The following is a 16,789-nucleotide window of genomic DNA, read 5'->3' as shown; positions in this document are numbered from 1 at the left end:
GCTGTGCCCATCTTCTGGCGTGGTGGGTGAAGCGGGGGCGTCAGGGGCGCTCGGCGGCCTCGACCACGTTCTTCAGCAGCATGGCCCGGGTCATCGGTCCGACCCCACCCGGCACGGGCGACTGGAAGCCCGCCACCGCGGCGACCGCGGGGTCGACGTCTCCGCGGAGCTTGTACTTGCCGGTCTCTTCGTTCAGCACGCGGGTGATGCCGACGTCGATCACGGCGGCTCCGGGCTTCACCCAGTCCGGCTTGACCAGCCCGGCGACCCCGGCAGCGGCCACGACGATGTCGGCCCGGCGCACCTCGGCGGCCACGTCGACCGTCCGCGAGTGCGTCAGCGTCGCCGTCGCCTCGAGACGGGTCAGCAGCAGCCCGAGCGGGCGCCCCACCGTCAGCCCCTGCCCGATGATCGTGACGTGGGTCCCCGCGATCGGGATGTCGTAGGCGTGCAACATCTCGACGATTCCGCGCGGCGTGCACGGCAGGGGCGTGTCGATCGAGCCCTTGCCACCCGGCACCGCCAGCACGAGCTCGCCGAGGTTGACCGGGTGCAGGCCGTCGGCGTCCTTGGCCGGGTCCATCAACTCGAGCATCGCCGTGGGGTCGATCCCGGCGGGCAGCGGCAGCTGGATGATGAACGCGGTGACCGCGGGGTCGGCGTTCATCGTCAGGACGGCCTGACGGATCTCGGCCTCCGTCGCCGTGTCGGGCAGGTCGATGCGGATCGACTCGATGCCGACCTCGGCGCAGTCACGGTGCTTGCCCGCGACGTACGACAACGAGCCGGGGTTCGCCCCGACCAGGATCGTGCCGAGCCCCGGCGCGATGCCGCGGGCCTTCAGGGCGTCCACCCGGAGGCGCAGGTCGTCCTTGACGGCAGCCGCCAGAGCCGTGCCGTCGATCTTCACCGCGGACGAGTCGTCGCCGGCGACGAAACGGGTGCGCTCGACGCCCACCGCACCCCGTGACGAGGCTTCGACCCCGACGCCCGCCTCGACCTCGACGCCCATCGGAGCCCCGGCCGTGACGTCAGCGCTCACGCGTAGAGCGGGAACGCGTCGGTCAGTGCCTTGACACGGGCCGCGAGGGCCTCGATGTCGGGCGACGGCATCAGCGTGAGCGCGATGATGTCGGCGACCTCGGCGAACTCGTCGTCCGAGAAGCCGCGGGTGGCGAGCGCCGACGTGCCGATGCGCACGCCCGAGGTGACCATCGGCGGGCGAGGGTCCCACGGCACCGAGTTGCGGTTCACTGTGATGCCGACGTCGTGCAGCAGGTTCTCGGCCTGCTTGCCGTCGACCTCGCTGGCGCGCAGGTCGACGAGCACCAGGTGCACGTCCGTGCCACCGGTGAGCACGTCGACCCCGGCGGCCTTGGCGTCGGCGGCCGTCAGACGGGCGGCCAGAGCCTGGGCGCCGCGGATGGTGCGCTCTTGACGGTCCTTGAACTCGGGCTCGGCGGCGAGCTTGAACGCCGTCGCCTTGGCCGCGATGACGTGCATCAGCGGGCCGCCCTGCTGACCGGGGAACACGGCCGAGTTGAGCTTCTTGAACAGCGGCTCGTGGTTCGAGAGGATCACGCCCGAGCGAGGACCCGCGAGGGTCTTGTGCACGGTCGACGAGACGACGTGCGCGTGCGGCAGGGGCGACGGGTGCAGGCCCGCGGCGACGAGGCCGGCGAAGTGCGCCATGTCGACCCAGAGGTAGGCGCCCACCTCGTCGGCGATGGCGCGGAAGGCCGCGAAGTCGAGCTGACGGGGGTAGGCCGACCAGCCGGCGATGATGACCTTGGGCTGGTGCTCGATCGCCTGGCGACGGACCACGTCCATGTCGATCAGGTAGGTCTCGGGGTCGACCTCGTAGGCCACGGCCTTGTACATCTTGCCCGAGAAGTTGAGCTTCATGCCGTGGGTCAGGTGACCGCCGTGCGACAGCTCGAGGCCGAGGATCGTGTCGCCGATGTCGGCGATCGCGGCGAGCACGGCGGCGTTCGCCTGGGCGCCCGAGTGGGGCTGCACGTTGGCGAAGTCGGCGCCGAACAGCGACTTGGCGCGCTCGATGGCGAGGTTCTCGGCGACGTCGACGAACTCGCAGCCGCCGTAGTAGCGGCGACCCGGGTAGCCCTCGGCGTATTTGTTGGTCAGCACCGAGCCCTGCGACTCGAGGACGGCTCGCGGCACGAAGTTCTCGGACGCGATCATCTCGAGGTAGTCGCGCTGGCGCCCGAGCTCTTGCTCGAGGACGGCGGCGATCTCGGGGTCGACGACCGAGAGCGGCTGGTTGAAGGTCGACGGCTGGCGGTCGGTCGACTCGGCGGACGAAGCGGCGGTCTGGTCGGAGATGGTCACGGAGGACTCCTTGGCACACGGGACGGACGGGGGTCGGATGTCGTGGCCCAGGCGTACGGCCACGCTCGTGTGTCAGTCGCTCCCCGATGGTGACCATCTGAACGCCAGTCGCGACCCGCCCAGCATAACAAGACGACCTCCGAGCGGGAACCCGCTCGGCGACCGTGTGACACCCTGGACGGGTGAGCCTCACCCTCGACGACACCCGCACGGGAACGGAGGCCGACCCGCGCCTCCTGACCTCGCCCGACACCCCCTGGGTGACGCTCGTCTGGGACGACCCGGTCAACCTGATGACCTACGTCACCCACGTCTTCGAGACCTACTTCGGCTTCGGCCGGGCCGAGGCGAAACGCCTGATGATGCGCGTGCACACCGAGGGCCGTGCGGTCGTCGCCACGGGCAACCGCGAAGAGATGGAGCGCCACGTCGAGGCGATGCACGACTACGGCCTCTGGGCGACCCTCGCGAAGCAGGACGAGGCGTGACGCTCGTGCCGTTCGTCCGCCCGCGGGGCGGCGACGAGATCCGCGTGCGGCTCGACGCCGACGAGCGGGCGCTGCTCACCGACCTGGTCGGCCAACTGGTGTCGCTGCTCGAGAACGGGGACGAGGGCGATCCGGCCCTGGCGCGCCTCCTGCCGGCGGCGTACCGCGACGACGCCGAGGCGGCCGCCGAGTTCCGACGGTTCACGGCCGACGACCTGACACGGCGCAAGCTCGAGAACGGCCGCGCGGTGCTGGCGGTGCTCGGCGAACCGGGCTCGACGCTCGACCGTGTCGCGCAACAGTCGTGGCTGCGCACCCTGAACGACCTGCGCCTGACCCTCGGCGAGCGCCTCGGGGTCACGGGTGACGGCGTCCCTGCGAGCGGCGACCGGCAGCTGCAGGCGATGGGCCACGTCTTCGACTGGCTGGGCTACCTGCAGGAGGCGCTGCTGCGGTCCCTGCCCAAGGGCTGACCCGGCGCCCTGCGTTCCGACGCGCGACGCGCGACCTCGAGTCGCGAGGGGCTAGCGGTTCTCCTTCGGGAACACGACCCAGAGCACGAGGTACACGAGCACCTGCGGCCCGGGCAGGATGATCGACAGCACGAAGATCAGCCGCACCAGGAAGGCGCTGATGCCGAAGCGGTTCGCGAGGGCGGCGCAGACTCCGGCGATGATCTTGCCGCGGCGGGGACGAGTGAGGGAGGCCATGCCCCCGAGCATGCCAGCCACGCCTGCCCGACGCCCGGGAGCCGCGGCCGGACGGCTCGCGGCCGCCGCCCTAGGATGATGCCGGGGGCAGACAGGTCGGCCCCGTCGTCGTGTCGAGGCAAGGGGAAGCAGTGGCGCAGTCGCGGTCCGGTGACGCCCTCGGCGCGTCGTACCGTCTGGTCGAGCTGATCGGGTCGGGCGCCGCCGGCGAGGTCTGGCGCGCGACGGTCGCGCCCGACGTCGACGAGGTCGCCGCCAAGCTGCTCAAGCCCGAGCACGCGGCCGATCCCGGCCTGGTCGAACGCTTCGTGCGGGAACGCTCCGTGCTCGTCTCGCTGCGCCATCCCGGCATCGTGCGCGTCCGCGACCTCGTGGTCGAAGGCGAGCGCCTGGCCATCGTCATGGACCTCGTGCCCGGCGGCTCGGTCGGCGACGTGGTCGCGGCCGACGGCCCCCTGGCCGCCGCCGACGCCCTCACCGTCGCCGCCGAGGTGCTCGACGCCCTCGCCGCGGCCCACGCCCTCGACGTCTCGCACCGCGACGTCAAGCCCGACAACGTGCTGCTCGCCGAGACCTGGCGTCCCGGGCTGACCGGTGCGGTGCGCGTGACCGACTTCGGCATCGCCTCGGTGGTCGGCGAGCGCGACCGCCAGACGACGGGGCTGCTCGGCACCCCGCAGTACATGGCCCCCGAGCTGATCAGCACGGGTCGATCCGGGCCCGCGGGCGACGTGTACGCGACCGGGGTGATGCTCTACGAGCTGCTCGCCGGCCGCACGCCCTTCGCCGGCCCCGGCACCGACTTCTCGATCGCCTACCGGCACGTGACCTCGAGCCCGCCCCGCATCGACGTGCCCGACGACGTCTGGGCCGCGGTCGAGGCGATGCTCGCGAAGGACCCGTCCGCCCGACCGGCCGCCCCGGTCGCCGCCGCGCGCCTCCGTCGGCTGACGAAGGCCCATGCGGGTCTGGCCGCCCTCCCCCGGGCGACCGCCCCGGACGGCTTCGACGAGATCGAGCGACCGGCCACGATCGTGCGTGGTGCCGCGGCCGGCTCCGTCGCCGGAACCGGCCCGGACTCCCCCGACGGAGGCGCGGGTCGAGACGACCACGCACCCCGCGACGGCGAAGCCGCGGACCAGGAGGCGCGCCCCGACCTGGGCACGAACGGCTCGGCGACCGTCGTGCGGCCCCTCCGCCGCCCGGTCGTCGCCCCCGCTCCGGTCACGGAGGCTCCCCCGACGACCCGGGTCGAGGCCCTGCTGCGGCACCGCCCGGAGTGGCTGACCAACCGCGTCGCGGCGTGGGGTGCCGGTGGCATCGTGGTGGCCGCCGCCCTCGTCGTCGCGCTCGTCGTGCTGGTGCCCGGCTCGTCGGCCCCGAAGCCGGACGGTGGGCCCGGCGCCGAGGCGGCCCGGTCGAACCAACAGGACCCCGCCCTGCCGAGCGGTCTCGGGGTCAGCCGGACGGCGACCTCCGATCCCGACGCCGGGACGGTGACGCTCACCGTGACCTACTCGGCGCAGGCCGCGCCGCTGAGCGGACCGCTGCTCGAGGTCGTGCCGGGGGCGACCGAGGGCGACAGCTGTCCGCCGGTCGACTGGCGCGCGCCCTCGGGCACGGTGTCGGCCGCGCGCAACCAACCGTCGCTGACGGGGTTGACGGTGGCCTGTGGCTGGACGTTGTCCGACCTCGAGGTGCCCGCGGGCGGCCGGGTCGAGGTCGAGGCGACGGTGCCGCTCGAGCTCGCCGACGCCGCCGCGCTCGACGAGTGGCTGCAGACGGCCTCGACGGCCACGGCCGACGCCGTCTCCGACCCGGCCGTGACCGGGACGGCCTACCCGGTGCAGCGTCTGGTCGACGTGCAGGTGTCGACCCCGTCGCGCACGGTCAGCCAGACGACGTTGCCCGTCACCCTGCTGCCGGTGTGGCCGAGCGGCCCCGACCAGCTCAACCCGCTCTACGCGAGCCCGAGCACGGGGTCGCCGTCCACGATGCTGACCGACGTGGCCGGCGGCGAGAGCGGCGTCCGGTTCTCGGACGGCTGCTCGGGAGCGCTGGCCGTCTCGTCCGACGGCCTGGTCGTCACCGCGTTGTCGGTCGCCCCGCAATGCGTGCTGCGCGCGACGGTCGGCAACTTCACGAACCTCGAGAGCCCGACGTTCGGCATCACGACCCGCGAGTGACCCGCGGGGCTCACCCGACGAACGACGGCGCGGTGAACCTCCGAGCCACGGGCGCCGACGCCCGTCAGGCGCTGGGGCTGATGGTCTGCACGAGCCGCACCGCGCCTCCGACGCAGGCGTAGCCGCGTCCCGTCGTGAGGGCGACGGGCGCACGCCGCGGCAGCGTCACGCCGAGCAGCTCGCCGTCGTAGTCGACGTCGGGCTGCAGCAGCACACCGCAGCGGGCCTTGCGGACGGTCTTCGTCCAGTGGCTGTAGAGGGTGCGCAGGTCGGCCGAGCGCCCGGCGGCGATCACCGTGAGCTTCGACCGGTTCGACGACAGCAGCGACGCGATCGCCTGGTCGGTGTCGTCGAAGCGCTCGGCGTCGTCGACCAGCAGCACGACGGGGCCGCGTTCGAGGCGCAGCGAGGCGAGCAGGGCCGGCACCTCGTCGGCTCCGACGGCGACCCGGTCGAGGGCGGCCGAGGCCAGCGGCGAGCGTCGGTCGACGATGGCCCAGAGTGCGGGCCGGCCACCCGGCGAAGCTGCTGCCGAGCCCCCCGGCAGCGACCGGATCGACTCGGCGAGGGCGCACAACACGGTCGACTTGCCCGACCGCGCGGGTCCGGCGACGAGGACGTGCTCGCCCTCGTAGACCTCGAGCGTCGCGGGCGTGAGGTCGTCCTCGCCGAGGCCGATGGGCAGCAGCCACGGCTCGCCCGAGAAGTCGGGGGCGACGTCGAGCTCGTCGACGCGCACGTCGTCGGGCAGCTGTCCGATGGCGTTGGCCTTCTGCGGCGTGCCGGCCCAGCGCTCGCGCACCCGGGCCACGGCCTGCTCGAGCGTGCCCGGGGGCGTCGCCACGTGCATCTGCAGACCGGTCAGCGCGCTCACGCAGCGCCCCGGAACGGCCGCGGGGACGCTGCCGCCGCGGATGCCGTACGTCGCGTAGTCGTACTGGTCGGCCAGGCGGAACAGCCACTTCTGCGTGGTCACCTCGTCCATGGCCGACGGCACGGCCTTGGCGCGCGTCGTCGAGACCGCGAACGAGAGCCCCAGCCCCGGACCGTCGGCGTAGACGCGGTACAGCACGTCGAGCAGCTGCTGGCCCTCGTAGTCCTGGTACTCGTCGCGCAGGGCGGCGAGGCCGTCGAGCAAAACGATCGCGCGCCTCCTCGTCCCCGGTGCGGCACGGCGCAGCTCGAGCTCGGTGCGCAGGTGCCGGAGGAACCGCGCCTGCTGCTCCTTCGCACCGGCGCCCGTGCCGACGTAGGCGACGGTGTGCGGCAGGTCGGCCAGCGGGGCGAGCCCGCGCGAGCCGAGGTCGAGCACGTAGAGGTCGAGCTCGTCGGGCGGGCTCTCGAGCGCCGTGGTCAGGGCGATCGTGGCGAGCGTGGTCGTGGTGCCGCTGCCGGCGATCCCCATCAGCATGAGGTTGCCCTCGTCGAGGCGCCAACCGGCCGGACTCTGGCGTTGCAGGTCGGGCTCGTCGACGAGGGCCGCGGCGACCAGGGGGCCGCGGACTCCCCCGACGACGGGGACCGGGGCCGAGGCCGGGACCGGCGCCGAGGCCGGGGCCGTCTCCGACACGGGACTGTCAGATGCGCCCGCGCCGTCCTGCGCCGTCTCGAAACCGGCCAGCGCGACCCGCTCGCCCAGCGCCTCCGGCCAGACCTTGCGCGGCGGCGCGAAGCCCGCCTCGGCGTCGGCCTTCACGATCGCGTCGATCAGGAGGTCGAGGTCGTTCGCGTCGGACGCCCGGGCCTTCGGAGGCGCGGGCGGCCGGTCGGGGACGCCGAACGTCCCGATCGGACGCACCTCGACCGGCTCGGCCGCGACCGTCTGGGCGCGACCGGTGACGAGGGCGGTCTGCACCGGCGTGATGTCGTCCTGGCCGAGCTTCACGTAGGCGCGGCCGGTCTGGGCCCGGCCGATGCCCGCGGCCGCGGGGACGCCGATCACGTTGCTCGAGTCCTCGCGGCTCTGCACCCGCAGCGCCACGCGGAGGTTCGTGTTGGCCAGGATGTCGTCGTTGACCACGCCGGCGGGCCGCTGCGTGGCGAGGATCATGTGCACGCCGAGCGTGCGCCCGACGGCCGCGACGCTGACCAACGAGGTCAGCACGTCGGGGAAGTCCTTGGCGAGCATCGCGAACTCGTCGACCACCAGCAGGAGGCGCGGCATCGGTTCCGCAGGACGCGTCGCCAGGTACGCGTCCAGGTTGTCGACGTCGTCGCCCGCCTGGGCGAAGACGCGCTGGCGGCGCTCCATCTCGGCCTCGAGCGAACGCAGGGCGCGGTCGGCGAGCTGCTCGTCGAGGTTGCTGATCGTGCCGATGGTGTGCGGCAGGCGTTCGCAGGCCTTGAACGCGGCCCCGCCCTTGAAGTCGATCAGGACGAAGTTGAGGCGGGTCGGGTCGTTGCGCGCCGCGAGGCCGGCGACGAGCGACCGGAGGAACTCGCTCTTGCCCGAACCGGTCGTACCGCCGACGAGGCCGTGCGGGCCGTCCTTCACGAGGTCGAGGGTGAGCACGCCGGTCTCGGCCGAGCCGATCGGCGTCGAGACGCCGGACGGCTCGGACCAGAGCGTGCGGATGGTCGCGGCGTCGGCCGCCTCGGTGCCGAGCAGCTCGGGCAGGCGCACGAGGGAGGGCAGCGAGGCACCGGGCACGATCAGCTCGGGGTCGTCGAGGTGGGCCAGGTGGCGAGCGCAGTCCTCGGCGTCGGCGAGGGCGACGCCGGCCAGGACGACGTCGTCCACGCGCGAGCGGTCCTCGGGGCGGTGGACCGTCGCGGCGGCGTCCTCGCCGACGACGATGACCGAGGTGCAGGCGGCCGGCAGCTGCTCCTCGGTGGTGGCGATCACGATCCCGCTGACCCGGTGGGGGCGCTCGTGCGGACGCAGCGTGAGGCCGGGCACCGAGCGGCCGTGGCCGAGCAGCGACCGGGCGGGGGCGTCGCGCCCCTCGGTCAGCACCTCGCTGTCGAGGACGACGAGCAGGGCCGGGGTCGGCAGCTCGTCGACCGACTCGCGCAGGCCGCGGAGGATCGACGCGCTCGCCTCGCGCTGGTTCGACATCCACCGTTCGCCCGTGCTGCTGCCGGCGCGGCGGGTGTGCGGCAGCCAGGACGCCCACTCCCAGTCGGCCTCACGACCGCGGTCGCAGAACACGCCGACGGTGAGGTCGGCGGGGCCGCCGTGCACGGTCGCCTGGGCGAGCAGGCTGCGCGCCAGGGCGAGGGCGCCTGCGCGGTCGCCGACGATGCCGACCACGCCCGCGTCGGTCAGGTCCACGACGACCGGGGCGGCCGGCAGACGGCCCGCGGCCAGCGCCTCCTTGACGGCCTCGTCCTGCCTAGAGACGCCGCGGTCGTCGACCTGCGGGCGCCAGGGCACGTCGCCGATGCCGGCGTGCAGGGCGAGGAAGTCGTCGTCGGCCGCCCGCCGCTGCCAGAGCTGCGTCGTGGGCAGGGCGGCGCGACGCAAGACGGTCGCGGGGTCGGGCGCGAGCTCCTGTCGACGCCGCACCTCGTGGGCGGCGGCCGTCGCGATCTCGCCGCGGAAGTCGTCGACGGCCGCGTCGAAGCGCTCCTCTTCTTCCTTGAGGTTCTTCTTGCGGCGCTGCTTCTGCTCGAACCACATGCCGATCGCCATGACCGGGCTGAGCAACGCGAAGAGCGCGAACCGGGCGTCGCCGAGCAGCAGGACCATCGCCCCGGCCAGCACCAGCGGTGCGGCGACCGTGATGATGCTGAACTTCGAGGCGGGCGGGACGTCCTTGCGCGTCGGCGGGAGCACCGGCTCGGTGTCGTCCACGCGACCGGGGCGGGGCGGACGGTTGAACGGTGCGGTCGCGGCGGGGGTCAGGTTGCGCAGGGCGCCGGGTGCCGGGGCGGGCGTCTCGGCGAGCTCGGGCCGCACGATCAGCACGGCACCGCCGACGAGGACGGTGGTGGCCTCGTCGACGTGCACGCCGTCGGCGTCGACGCGTTCGCCGGCGACCACGGTGCCGTTGGTCGAGCCCGCGTCGCGGATGCGGACGCCGTCGGTCGCGGCACGGTCGCCCGCCCCGGCGTCGTCGCCCGCGTCGGGGTCGCCCTGGTCGAGCTCGATCGTGCAGTGCTCCCACGACGCGCTGGCGGTGGGCAGTACGAGGTCGGCCTGGGGCGCGCGGCCGACGACGAGCGGCCGACCCCGGGGCACCTCGACGACCGGGCCGACGGTCAGGCCTCCGGCGAGGGTGACGCTCCAGCCGGTGACTCGGGCCGGCCGACGGCTGGGCGTGCGGGCGACGCGGGACCCTTCGAGCAGAGTGAGCTCGCGCAGCGGCGTCGCCACCGGGACGGCCGAGCCGTCGACGTAGAGGTCACCGTCGGCGGCGACCGTGGCCCCGGTCGACTCGACCAGCTCGGCCAGGGTGGCGGCACCGCGCCACCGGTCGACCTCGACGCTCTGCCGCTGGTCGTCCAGCTCGATCACCAGGCGCATGCGGGTCGTCCTCTCGTGCGGTCGGGGCGGCGTCGGGGCGACGCGCTGCGGGTCGGCCGACCGGCCCGCGGGGGTGTCAGTTCGTGGCCGGGTCGGCGAACCAGACGATGCGCGACTCGCCGTCGGCGGTCGGTCGCAGTCCGAGCGGCTGCGACGAGGCGTGCAGCACCTCGAGCTCGCCGCCGCCGGCGGCCGTGCCCGCGGTGAAGTCGAGCGCGGGGCCCGCGACGCCGTCGGCCGCTCCGAGCGAGAGCGACGACAAGGCGGAGGACACCTCGGCGGGGTCGACGCTGTCAGCGGTCGCGACGGCACGGACCAGGGCCACGACGGCGTCGTGGCTGCGCGAGTCGGCCTGGGCGGCGACCGCCGAGAAGGGTTGGTCGTCGGTCAGGTTGGTCGCCGCGTCGTCGGAGGCGAGCACCCGGACGGCGCCGAGGTAGGCCGACATCGACCGCCCCGCGGCGTCGGAGCGCAGCGCGACGGCGTCGTCCGAGTCGACCCCGACCGTGACGAAGCCGCTCGACAGGCTGCCGCCGCCTGCGCTCAGCGCCGTCGAGAAGGCGGGGCTCGTGGCGTCGGGGGTCAGCAGCACGGGCACCCGGAGGTCGGTGGCCTGCAGCGCCGAGACGAGGCCTGCCTGACGCGCGGCCGAGCCGCTGAGCACCACGGCGTCGGACGGGTCGGTGACGGGCTCGGGAGCCTCGGTCGTGGCGTCGGGGTCGTCGAGCGGCGCCGCGGAACCCGTCAGTCGGGCGACCTCGTCGGCGACGGCGTTGTCGTCCCCGATCGTCGACGCCGTGAGCACGCGGGCGACCTCGACGCCGACCGGTGAGCCGCCCCCGAGGTCGACGACGAGCGTGCTCCGGGCGTCGCCCAGGGCCGCGGCGAGGGCCGCCCCGGTGGTGGCCTGCGACGGAGAGGTCGACCAGGCGCCCGAGACGCCGTCGGCTTCGTCGGACGCGCCGTAGGGCAGCACGACGGGCACGCCGGCATCGCTCGCCGCGTCGAGGGCACCCGAGACGTGCGGCCCCGCGGAGGCGACGACGATGCCGGCGACCCCCTGGTCGACGAGCGACTCGACGGCCGCTCGGGCGCCGTCGACCGTGCCGCCGTCGTCGACGGTCACGAGCGAGACGTCGGTGCCGCCGAGCTCGAAGCGGCGCTCGGCGACCCGGGCCCCCTGGGCGGCACCGTTCCACTCGGACCCCTCGCCCTGACCGAGGGTCAGGACGACGCCGAGCCGGGTGTCGTCGGGCAGGCCGGAAGCGGTCAGCGCGACGGGCACCGATGCCGGCACGGGGGCCGCCTCGGGTTCGCGGTCGGCGCGGACGGCGACCCCGGCGGCCACCGAGGCGGCGGCAACCACGGCGACCCCGGCCGCGATGGCGACGAGGGTGCGGCGCGGGGTGCGCCGACGGCCCGTCGCCGTGTCGCCGACCTCGTCGGTGGTCGTCTCGGAGGTCACGTCGTCGGCCGCGTGGCTCATCGGGTGGCTCCGATCGTGAAGGCATAGAGCGTGGTCGACGTGGCGCCCGAGGGGACATCGAGGTGGAAGGCGGGCAGGCTCGCGGCCGCCTCGACCGACGCCGTGAACTGCGCATGGCGCAGCATGATGCCGGCGATGTCGTCGGCGCGGACGTTGGCATAGCCCGAGGCGTTCTTCGAGGCGAGGGCCAGCTGGTAGTCGGCGGTGTCGGCCTTCGCGGCGCTCGTCGCCATCGCCCCGAGGATGCCCGAGCCGTCGACCTCGCGGTCGCCCAGGTCGAGCAACACGGCGGCGAGGTCGGCGGCCAGCAACGTGCGGGCGCCCTCGACGTCGCGGGTGGACGACGCCGTGCTCTGGCCGATGCGTTCGAGCGACGCGGCGGTCTGCTGGTCGAGGGCCGCGGTGAGACCCGCGGTCTGCTCGCCGAGGGCCCCGCGCTGCTGCTCGATCGTCGCCTTGGAGTCACCCACGACGACGTCGGACGTCGACGAGAGACCGGCGATCGAGCGGTCGAACGCGTCGACCACCGACTGACGGCTGATCGCGCCCTGCTCGGAGACGACGCGCACCTGCTGACCGACGACGGCCTTCACCTGCGCGTCGGCCTCGCCGCCGGCGCTCTCGAACGCGTCCTCGACCTGCTGGGCGAGGGCGTCCTGCTGGGTCTTGACGTCGTTCAGGCGGTCGAGGAGGCGCGCTCCGTCGGTCAGGGCGGCATCGGTCTCGGCGCGCAGTCGGTCGACCGAGCCGCCGACCGAGCCGTCGTTGCCCTCCACCGCGTCGTCGACGTCGTCCACCGCGTCGCGCAGCGTCTGGACGCGCTCGTCGAGGGCCGCCAGCGAGGCGCCGAGCCCCTGCGTGGTGTCGCGGGTGTCCGTCGCGGTGACCACGGCGTCCCACGCCGCGGCCTGGTCCGTCAGGCGGGCGTCCATCGGTTGCGAGTACGGGAAAGGCGGCCGGAGGGTGGCGGGCTCGGGAGCGGGTTCGCCCGACCCGTCGTCGGCGACCGGGCAGCCCTGATCGGTCAGGTACGACCGCAGGCGCTCGACCTGGTCGAGCGAGAGACCGGTCTCGTCACCGTCGGCGCGCACGACCTCGCAGAGCTCGTCAGCGATCCCGGCGTTCTGTGCCTGCATCGAGCCGAGCGTGTCGGCGTCGCCGATCTGCTGACGGGCCCGCGAGGCACGGTCGTGCAGGTCGCTCACCTGGCCGCGGACCGTGCCCGCACCGGTCGCGACCGACTCGACGGCCGTGTCGAGGGCGGCCAACGACGTCGCCACGTCCGCCCGCGAGGGGTCGGTGGCGAGGCCGGAGAGCTCGGTCTGGATCGCCGTCAGGTTCGCCTCGAGGTCGGTGTAGCGGTCGATGGCGTTCTGGGCGAGCTCGGGCTGCAGCGAGTCGGCGAGGTCGGTCCCCTGGTCGACGAGGCCGATGAGGGAGTCCGTGACGAGGTACGACGACGCGAACAGCGAGCAGGTCAACGACTGCTGGTCGACACACGACTCGAGGTCGGGCTCGGCCGGGCCCACCGTACGGTCGAGGGCCGCGGCGACCTCGTCGCGGCAGGCCTCGTTCGACTGGGCGTATCCGTCGAGCTGCGCCGACACCTGCAGCAGGCTGCCGTAGACGCTGGAGGCCTGGGCGGGCGGGGCGACGACCGTCGCGCACCCCTCGCCGTCGAGCGTCACGGTCGGGGCCGTCGCCGTCGTGTCGCCCAGCAGCGAGTCGACGCTGGCGACCGTCGTCTGCAGCTGCGACCGGACGGTCGACTGGGTCGACGTGACCGTCGAGCCGAGGTCGGCCTCGAGCGACGTCAGCTGCCCGGTGAGCCCCTGCATGGTGCTCGCCAGCGACGAGCTGCTGTCGCGCAGTTGCTCGGCCGTCCGGACGCCGAGGGTGTCGGACGTGCTGACCAGGTTGGTGCGCACCTCGGTGATGGTCTCGCCGGCGCGGCTGAGCACGAGGTTGACGTCGGACACCAGGTCGATGGTGCGCTGCTGCAGGGCCAGGTCGGAGGTCGGGCTCGAGTCGAACGCCGACGCGAGCACGCCGTCGACCGAGAGATCGGTCGACAGACCCGCCTGCGCGGCGAGGTCGAAGGTCGGAGCCGCGAGGTCGTCGGCGTCCACGACGAGGTGCAGCGTCGTGCTCGCTCCCGAGCGGGGCGGGGCCAGCAGGGCGCCCCACTGGACCACGGCGTCGCCCGAGGCGTCGGCGCTGACGATGCCGTCGGTCGTGGCACCGCCGGCCGAGGAGTCGGTCACGACGGCACTCGGCGAGACCCCGGTCAGCACGGTCGAGGCCGCGATGCTGAGCGGTGCGCCGACCAGGGCCGGATCGGTGCGCGAAGTGCCCGCCGCGTCGTAGGTCAGCTGCTGCGGGGCGACGGTGAGGTTCTCGACGGTGAGGTCGATCTCGACCCGGCCGTCGTGCCCCTCGAGGTCGGCCAGGTCGGAGCCGGAGCCGTCAGCGGTGCGGTACGACGTGGTGACGCGGATCGGCAGGTCGTCGGCGACGTCGGACGGCGTGTACACGGTGGTCGCGGACGAAGACGTGCCGGTGCTGTCGTCGACCGAGATCGCGGTGCTGTCGACGGCGGTGATCGATCCGTCGCTCGACAGCGACGTCTCGACGGTCTGCAGGAGGCGGGTCGGGGTGGCGACCGCGGGCGTGGCCGAGGTGCAGCCCGTCGCCACGACGGCGACGACCCCCACGACGCCGACCAGGGCGAACGCCCGGCCGTGCTTCCGTGGCGCGACGACGCCGTGCGTCGCTCGGTTCGAGCGCGCGACGGCGCCCTTGTGTGGTGCTCCCCAGGTCATGACGACCAGTCCCCTCGTGATGACAATCCTTCCGCCACCCTACTGGAGACCCTCCACAGACTGATCGGTCGAGCACCCCCAAGATGAGGTACTGTCGGACGCGTTCGAGCCCCCGGGGGAGGTCTCACGCGGGGGCGTCATCAACCACAGGGGAGTCCCACATGTCACGCGTTCTTTCGACCGAGCAGGCCAAGACGGCCATCAACCAGGTGCAGGGCATCATCAACGGCGGTTTCACCGACCAGATCAGCCAACTCGACGCGCAGGGCCGCATCCTGTCCGACCCCAACGTCTGGGACGGCCCCCTCGCTGCGACCTTCCGCGGTTCGACCTGGCCCGAGACCAAAGCCGCCCTCGACAAGGCCAAGACCGAACTCGAGCAGCTCCGCACCCAGCTCGACAAGATCTCGCAGGACATCTTCTCCGCCGGCGGCGGCGCCTGACCGGAGAGCACCACCCGGCGCGCAACACCGCCAGCACCACGCACCACCAGCATCACCGGACGTCCCCGCCACCCGACGCAACACGCTCGGGAGGCGGGGACGTTCGACCACGGCACGGTATCGAGGGGGAGAACACCGTGGCTGATCCGGACGGCAACGAGCCGGTCCCGTTCGACGACGCGACCGCCGACGCGCTGACGGAGGCCTTCGACGCCGCCGCCGACGACCTCGTGGCCCATCCGATGAACATGACGAAACACCTCCAGCTGGCCGCCCTGCTCGATCGCTTCGCTGAACTCGTAGACGCCATCGGCGAACGCGAATTCGCTGCTCTTTATCGCGATCACGCTCAGGCCCTCCGGGTCCTGTCCGACCAGGCGGAGGTGAAAAGCATCGGCACCGACATCGTCGCCAGCCTCCGCGTCGGCTCAGGCACCCTGGCCGACCGGTACCTGATCCACGCAGACGGCACACCGGACGTCGAACGCTCGCGCGAGTACGTCGTTCTGGTCGATGACATCCGGAGGCGCGCGAAACACATCCCCTGACGAGCGAACGTCTACGCGAGGGTGGGCAGCGAGATCCTGGTCCAGGATCGCGTGCTCATCATCGGCGCTGTCGTCCTGCGCGTTAGGGCTTTGCCCCGGGCAGGGAACCTCAGAGGACAAGGCTGGAAGGAGGACGTGTTCGCGAAGTGTGAAGACACCCAGCCCAGATCGTCGGCTGCGAGCCGCGATGTATTGGGAGTCCAGATGGAATCGAATGAAACCGCTCGTCCGCACACCGGTGACGCGTTCACCATCCCTCTTGGTGGCGGCAAGTACTACCTCGCTCACGTCATGGCAGACCACGGCCTGAACCAGAACTACGTCGTCGTTTTCGACGTCGTGGTCGACGACCGTGATCGAGCCATCGATGGTTTGCAGGGAGCCACCCCACTCTTCTCCGCTCTCGTCCTCGACACGCTTTTCACCGAGGGCCGGTGGGATGTCATCGGCAGGTCCGACGGCGATCCGAACCGGTACCTGCCTGCTTACCGAGTGAGCACGGCTCCCGACGAGTGGTACGAAGAGAGCTTCGACGCGAGGCGACGGCGGCTCGCCTCGGTCGTCGAGATCGAGGCCCTGCCCCTGCGCACGACCTGTTCCCCGACTGAGCGATCTGCCACGGGATTCAGGCAGAAGCAATCCACACGATGCGGAAGGACGCGCGCTGTGAACTTGACCCAGGGTGACTTGTTCACCATCCCGGTGGGTGACGGCACGGCGTACGTGGCGCATGTCGTCGGCGTCCTCAGGAAGAAGAACTTCTACTTCGTCGTCTACGACTTCCGAACTGACGAGACCTCGGCCGAACGCGACGCTGAGGAAGCGCTTCAGCACGACGTGGTTCTCGCTGGTCAGACGATGAGCACGTTGTTCGTCGACATGGGTTGGCAGGTCGTTGGAACAGCCCCCGTCGATGCAGACAGATGGCTTCCCGCGTACAAGGTGACCATCGGCGATGCAGACTCGTGGTTCGTGGTGGATTTTTCCGAAGAACGTCGCCGGCCTGCGACAGCCGAAGAAGTCGAAGATCTGCAGTTCCGGACGACGAGAGCCCCGGCGGGAATCGCTGCAGCTGTCCGCGCCTTGGCAGGCACGGCCCCCTGGGAGGATCGCTTCGACGAGCTGCTGCCCGCGGACGCCCAGCGCGCCGCCACCGTCTTCCGGGCCGCATCCGAGCCGCCAGGTGACCACCCATGACACCCGGCGGCGTCTTCACCTTGCCACTGAGGGCACCCCGACAGACCTGTTCGTGCCAAGATCGGGTCCGGGGCCGCTCGACGGGGGCGAAG

At 72.8% G+C, this 16,789-nt stretch carries 12 protein-coding genes and 1 riboswitch; of the genes, 6 read left to right on the top strand and 6 right to left on the bottom strand.

What is annotated here, in order from left to right; genetic code table 11:
* Positions 1-40: 40 nt before the first annotated feature.
* Complete coding sequence (locus tag SJY14_RS04615; protein WP_396599927.1) at positions 41-1,042, bottom strand: bifunctional methylenetetrahydrofolate dehydrogenase/methenyltetrahydrofolate cyclohydrolase; 1,002 nt, start codon at positions 1,040-1,042, stop codon at positions 41-43.
* Complete coding sequence (gene glyA, locus SJY14_RS04610; RefSeq protein ID WP_071256565.1) at positions 1,039-2,343, bottom strand: serine hydroxymethyltransferase; 1,305 nt, start codon at positions 2,341-2,343, stop codon at positions 1,039-1,041. Before glyA ends, SJY14_RS04615 begins: the two co-directional genes overlap by 4 nt.
* Before the next feature lie 44 nt (positions 2,344-2,387).
* Positions 2,388-2,471, bottom strand: a riboswitch (ZMP/ZTP riboswitch).
* Between the two features lie 60 nt (positions 2,472-2,531).
* On the opposite strand from glyA, the gene clpS reads away from it, so the two are divergent.
* Together clpS and SJY14_RS04600 are read left to right on the top strand one after the other, a co-directional pair.
* The gene (gene clpS / locus SJY14_RS04605) at positions 2,532-2,837 is read left to right on the top strand and encodes an ATP-dependent Clp protease adapter ClpS (RefSeq protein WP_396599926.1); all 306 of its coding nucleotides are present in this window, start codon (positions 2,532-2,534) and stop codon (positions 2,835-2,837) included.
* Complete coding sequence (locus tag SJY14_RS04600; RefSeq protein ID WP_396599925.1) at positions 2,834-3,310, top strand: DUF2017 domain-containing protein; 477 nt, start codon at positions 2,834-2,836, stop codon at positions 3,308-3,310. The genes clpS and SJY14_RS04600 overlap by 4 nt, the downstream gene beginning before the upstream one ends.
* A 51-nt stretch (positions 3,311-3,361) precedes the next feature.
* Here the strand turns inward: SJY14_RS04600 and SJY14_RS04595 are convergent, their stop codons facing one another.
* Entirely contained in the window at positions 3,362-3,547 is a 186-nt protein-coding gene (locus SJY14_RS04595) for a PspC domain-containing protein (protein ID WP_054147120.1), read from the bottom strand.
* A gap of 131 nt (positions 3,548-3,678) precedes the next feature.
* On the opposite strand from SJY14_RS04595, the gene SJY14_RS04590 reads away from it, so the two are divergent.
* Positions 3,679-5,733 (top strand): protein kinase, encoded by a 2,055-nt coding sequence (locus SJY14_RS04590; RefSeq protein WP_396599924.1) that lies wholly within the window; start codon positions 3,679-3,681, stop codon positions 5,731-5,733.
* 64 nt (positions 5,734-5,797) lie between these two features.
* Here SJY14_RS04590 and SJY14_RS04585 read toward each other — a convergent pair whose 3' ends face one another.
* The 3 genes from SJY14_RS04585 to SJY14_RS04575 all read right to left on the bottom strand — a co-directional run bounded on the left by SJY14_RS04585 (position 5,798) and on the right by SJY14_RS04575 (position 14,509).
* A complete protein-coding gene (locus tag SJY14_RS04585) occupies positions 5,798-10,201 on the bottom strand; it encodes an FtsK/SpoIIIE domain-containing protein (protein WP_396599923.1) in 4,404 nt (1,467 codons plus the stop codon).
* 76 nt (positions 10,202-10,277) lie between these two features.
* A complete protein-coding gene (locus SJY14_RS04580) occupies positions 10,278-11,687 on the bottom strand; it encodes an ABC transporter substrate-binding protein (RefSeq protein ID WP_083396379.1) in 1,410 nt (469 codons plus the stop codon).
* The gene (locus SJY14_RS04575) at positions 11,684-14,509 is read right to left on the bottom strand and encodes a hypothetical protein (protein ID WP_083396378.1); all 2,826 of its coding nucleotides are present in this window, start codon (positions 14,507-14,509) and stop codon (positions 11,684-11,686) included. Before SJY14_RS04575 ends, SJY14_RS04580 begins: the two co-directional genes overlap by 4 nt.
* A 161-nt stretch (positions 14,510-14,670) precedes the next feature.
* Here SJY14_RS04575 and SJY14_RS04570 point away from each other — a divergent pair, with 161 nt between their 5' ends.
* From SJY14_RS04570 to SJY14_RS04560, 3 genes are all read left to right on the top strand, one after another.
* Entirely contained in the window at positions 14,671-14,952 is a 282-nt protein-coding gene (locus SJY14_RS04570) for a hypothetical protein (RefSeq protein WP_054147110.1), read from the top strand.
* A gap of 137 nt (positions 14,953-15,089) precedes the next feature.
* On the top strand, positions 15,090-15,500 hold the full coding sequence (locus SJY14_RS04565; RefSeq protein ID WP_071256379.1) for a hypothetical protein: 411 nt from the start codon (positions 15,090-15,092) through the stop codon (positions 15,498-15,500).
* A gap of 51 nt (positions 15,501-15,551) precedes the next feature.
* On the top strand, positions 15,552-16,697 hold the full coding sequence (locus tag SJY14_RS04560; protein ID WP_396599922.1) for an Imm26 family immunity protein: 1,146 nt from the start codon (positions 15,552-15,554) through the stop codon (positions 16,695-16,697).
* The last annotated feature ends 92 nt before the right edge of the window (positions 16,698-16,789 follow it).

The organism is Frigoribacterium sp. R86507, assembly GCF_044597695.1.
Taxonomy (GTDB): Bacteria; Actinomycetota; Actinomycetes; order Actinomycetales; family Microbacteriaceae; genus Frigoribacterium.
This window is presented reverse-complemented; position numbering and strand designations above follow the sequence as displayed.

Bases quoted from the DNA above. Each gene is read 5' to 3' on its own strand.
- SJY14_RS04570 (WP_054147110.1), top strand. From the start codon at position 14,671: ATGTCACGCGTTCTTTCGACCGAGCAGGCCAAGACGGCCATCAACCAG.
- SJY14_RS04580 (WP_083396379.1), bottom strand. From the start codon at position 11,687: ATGAGCCACGCGGCCGACGACGTGACCTCCGAGACGACCACCGACGAG.
- SJY14_RS04585 (WP_396599923.1), bottom strand. From the start codon at position 10,201: ATGCGCCTGGTGATCGAGCTGGACGACCAGCGGCAGAGCGTCGAGGTC.
- SJY14_RS04595 (WP_054147120.1), bottom strand. From the start codon at position 3,547: ATGGCCTCCCTCACTCGTCCCCGCCGCGGCAAGATCATCGCCGGAGTC.
- SJY14_RS04575 (WP_083396378.1), bottom strand. From the start codon at position 14,509: ATGACCTGGGGAGCACCACACAAGGGCGCCGTCGCGCGCTCGAACCGA.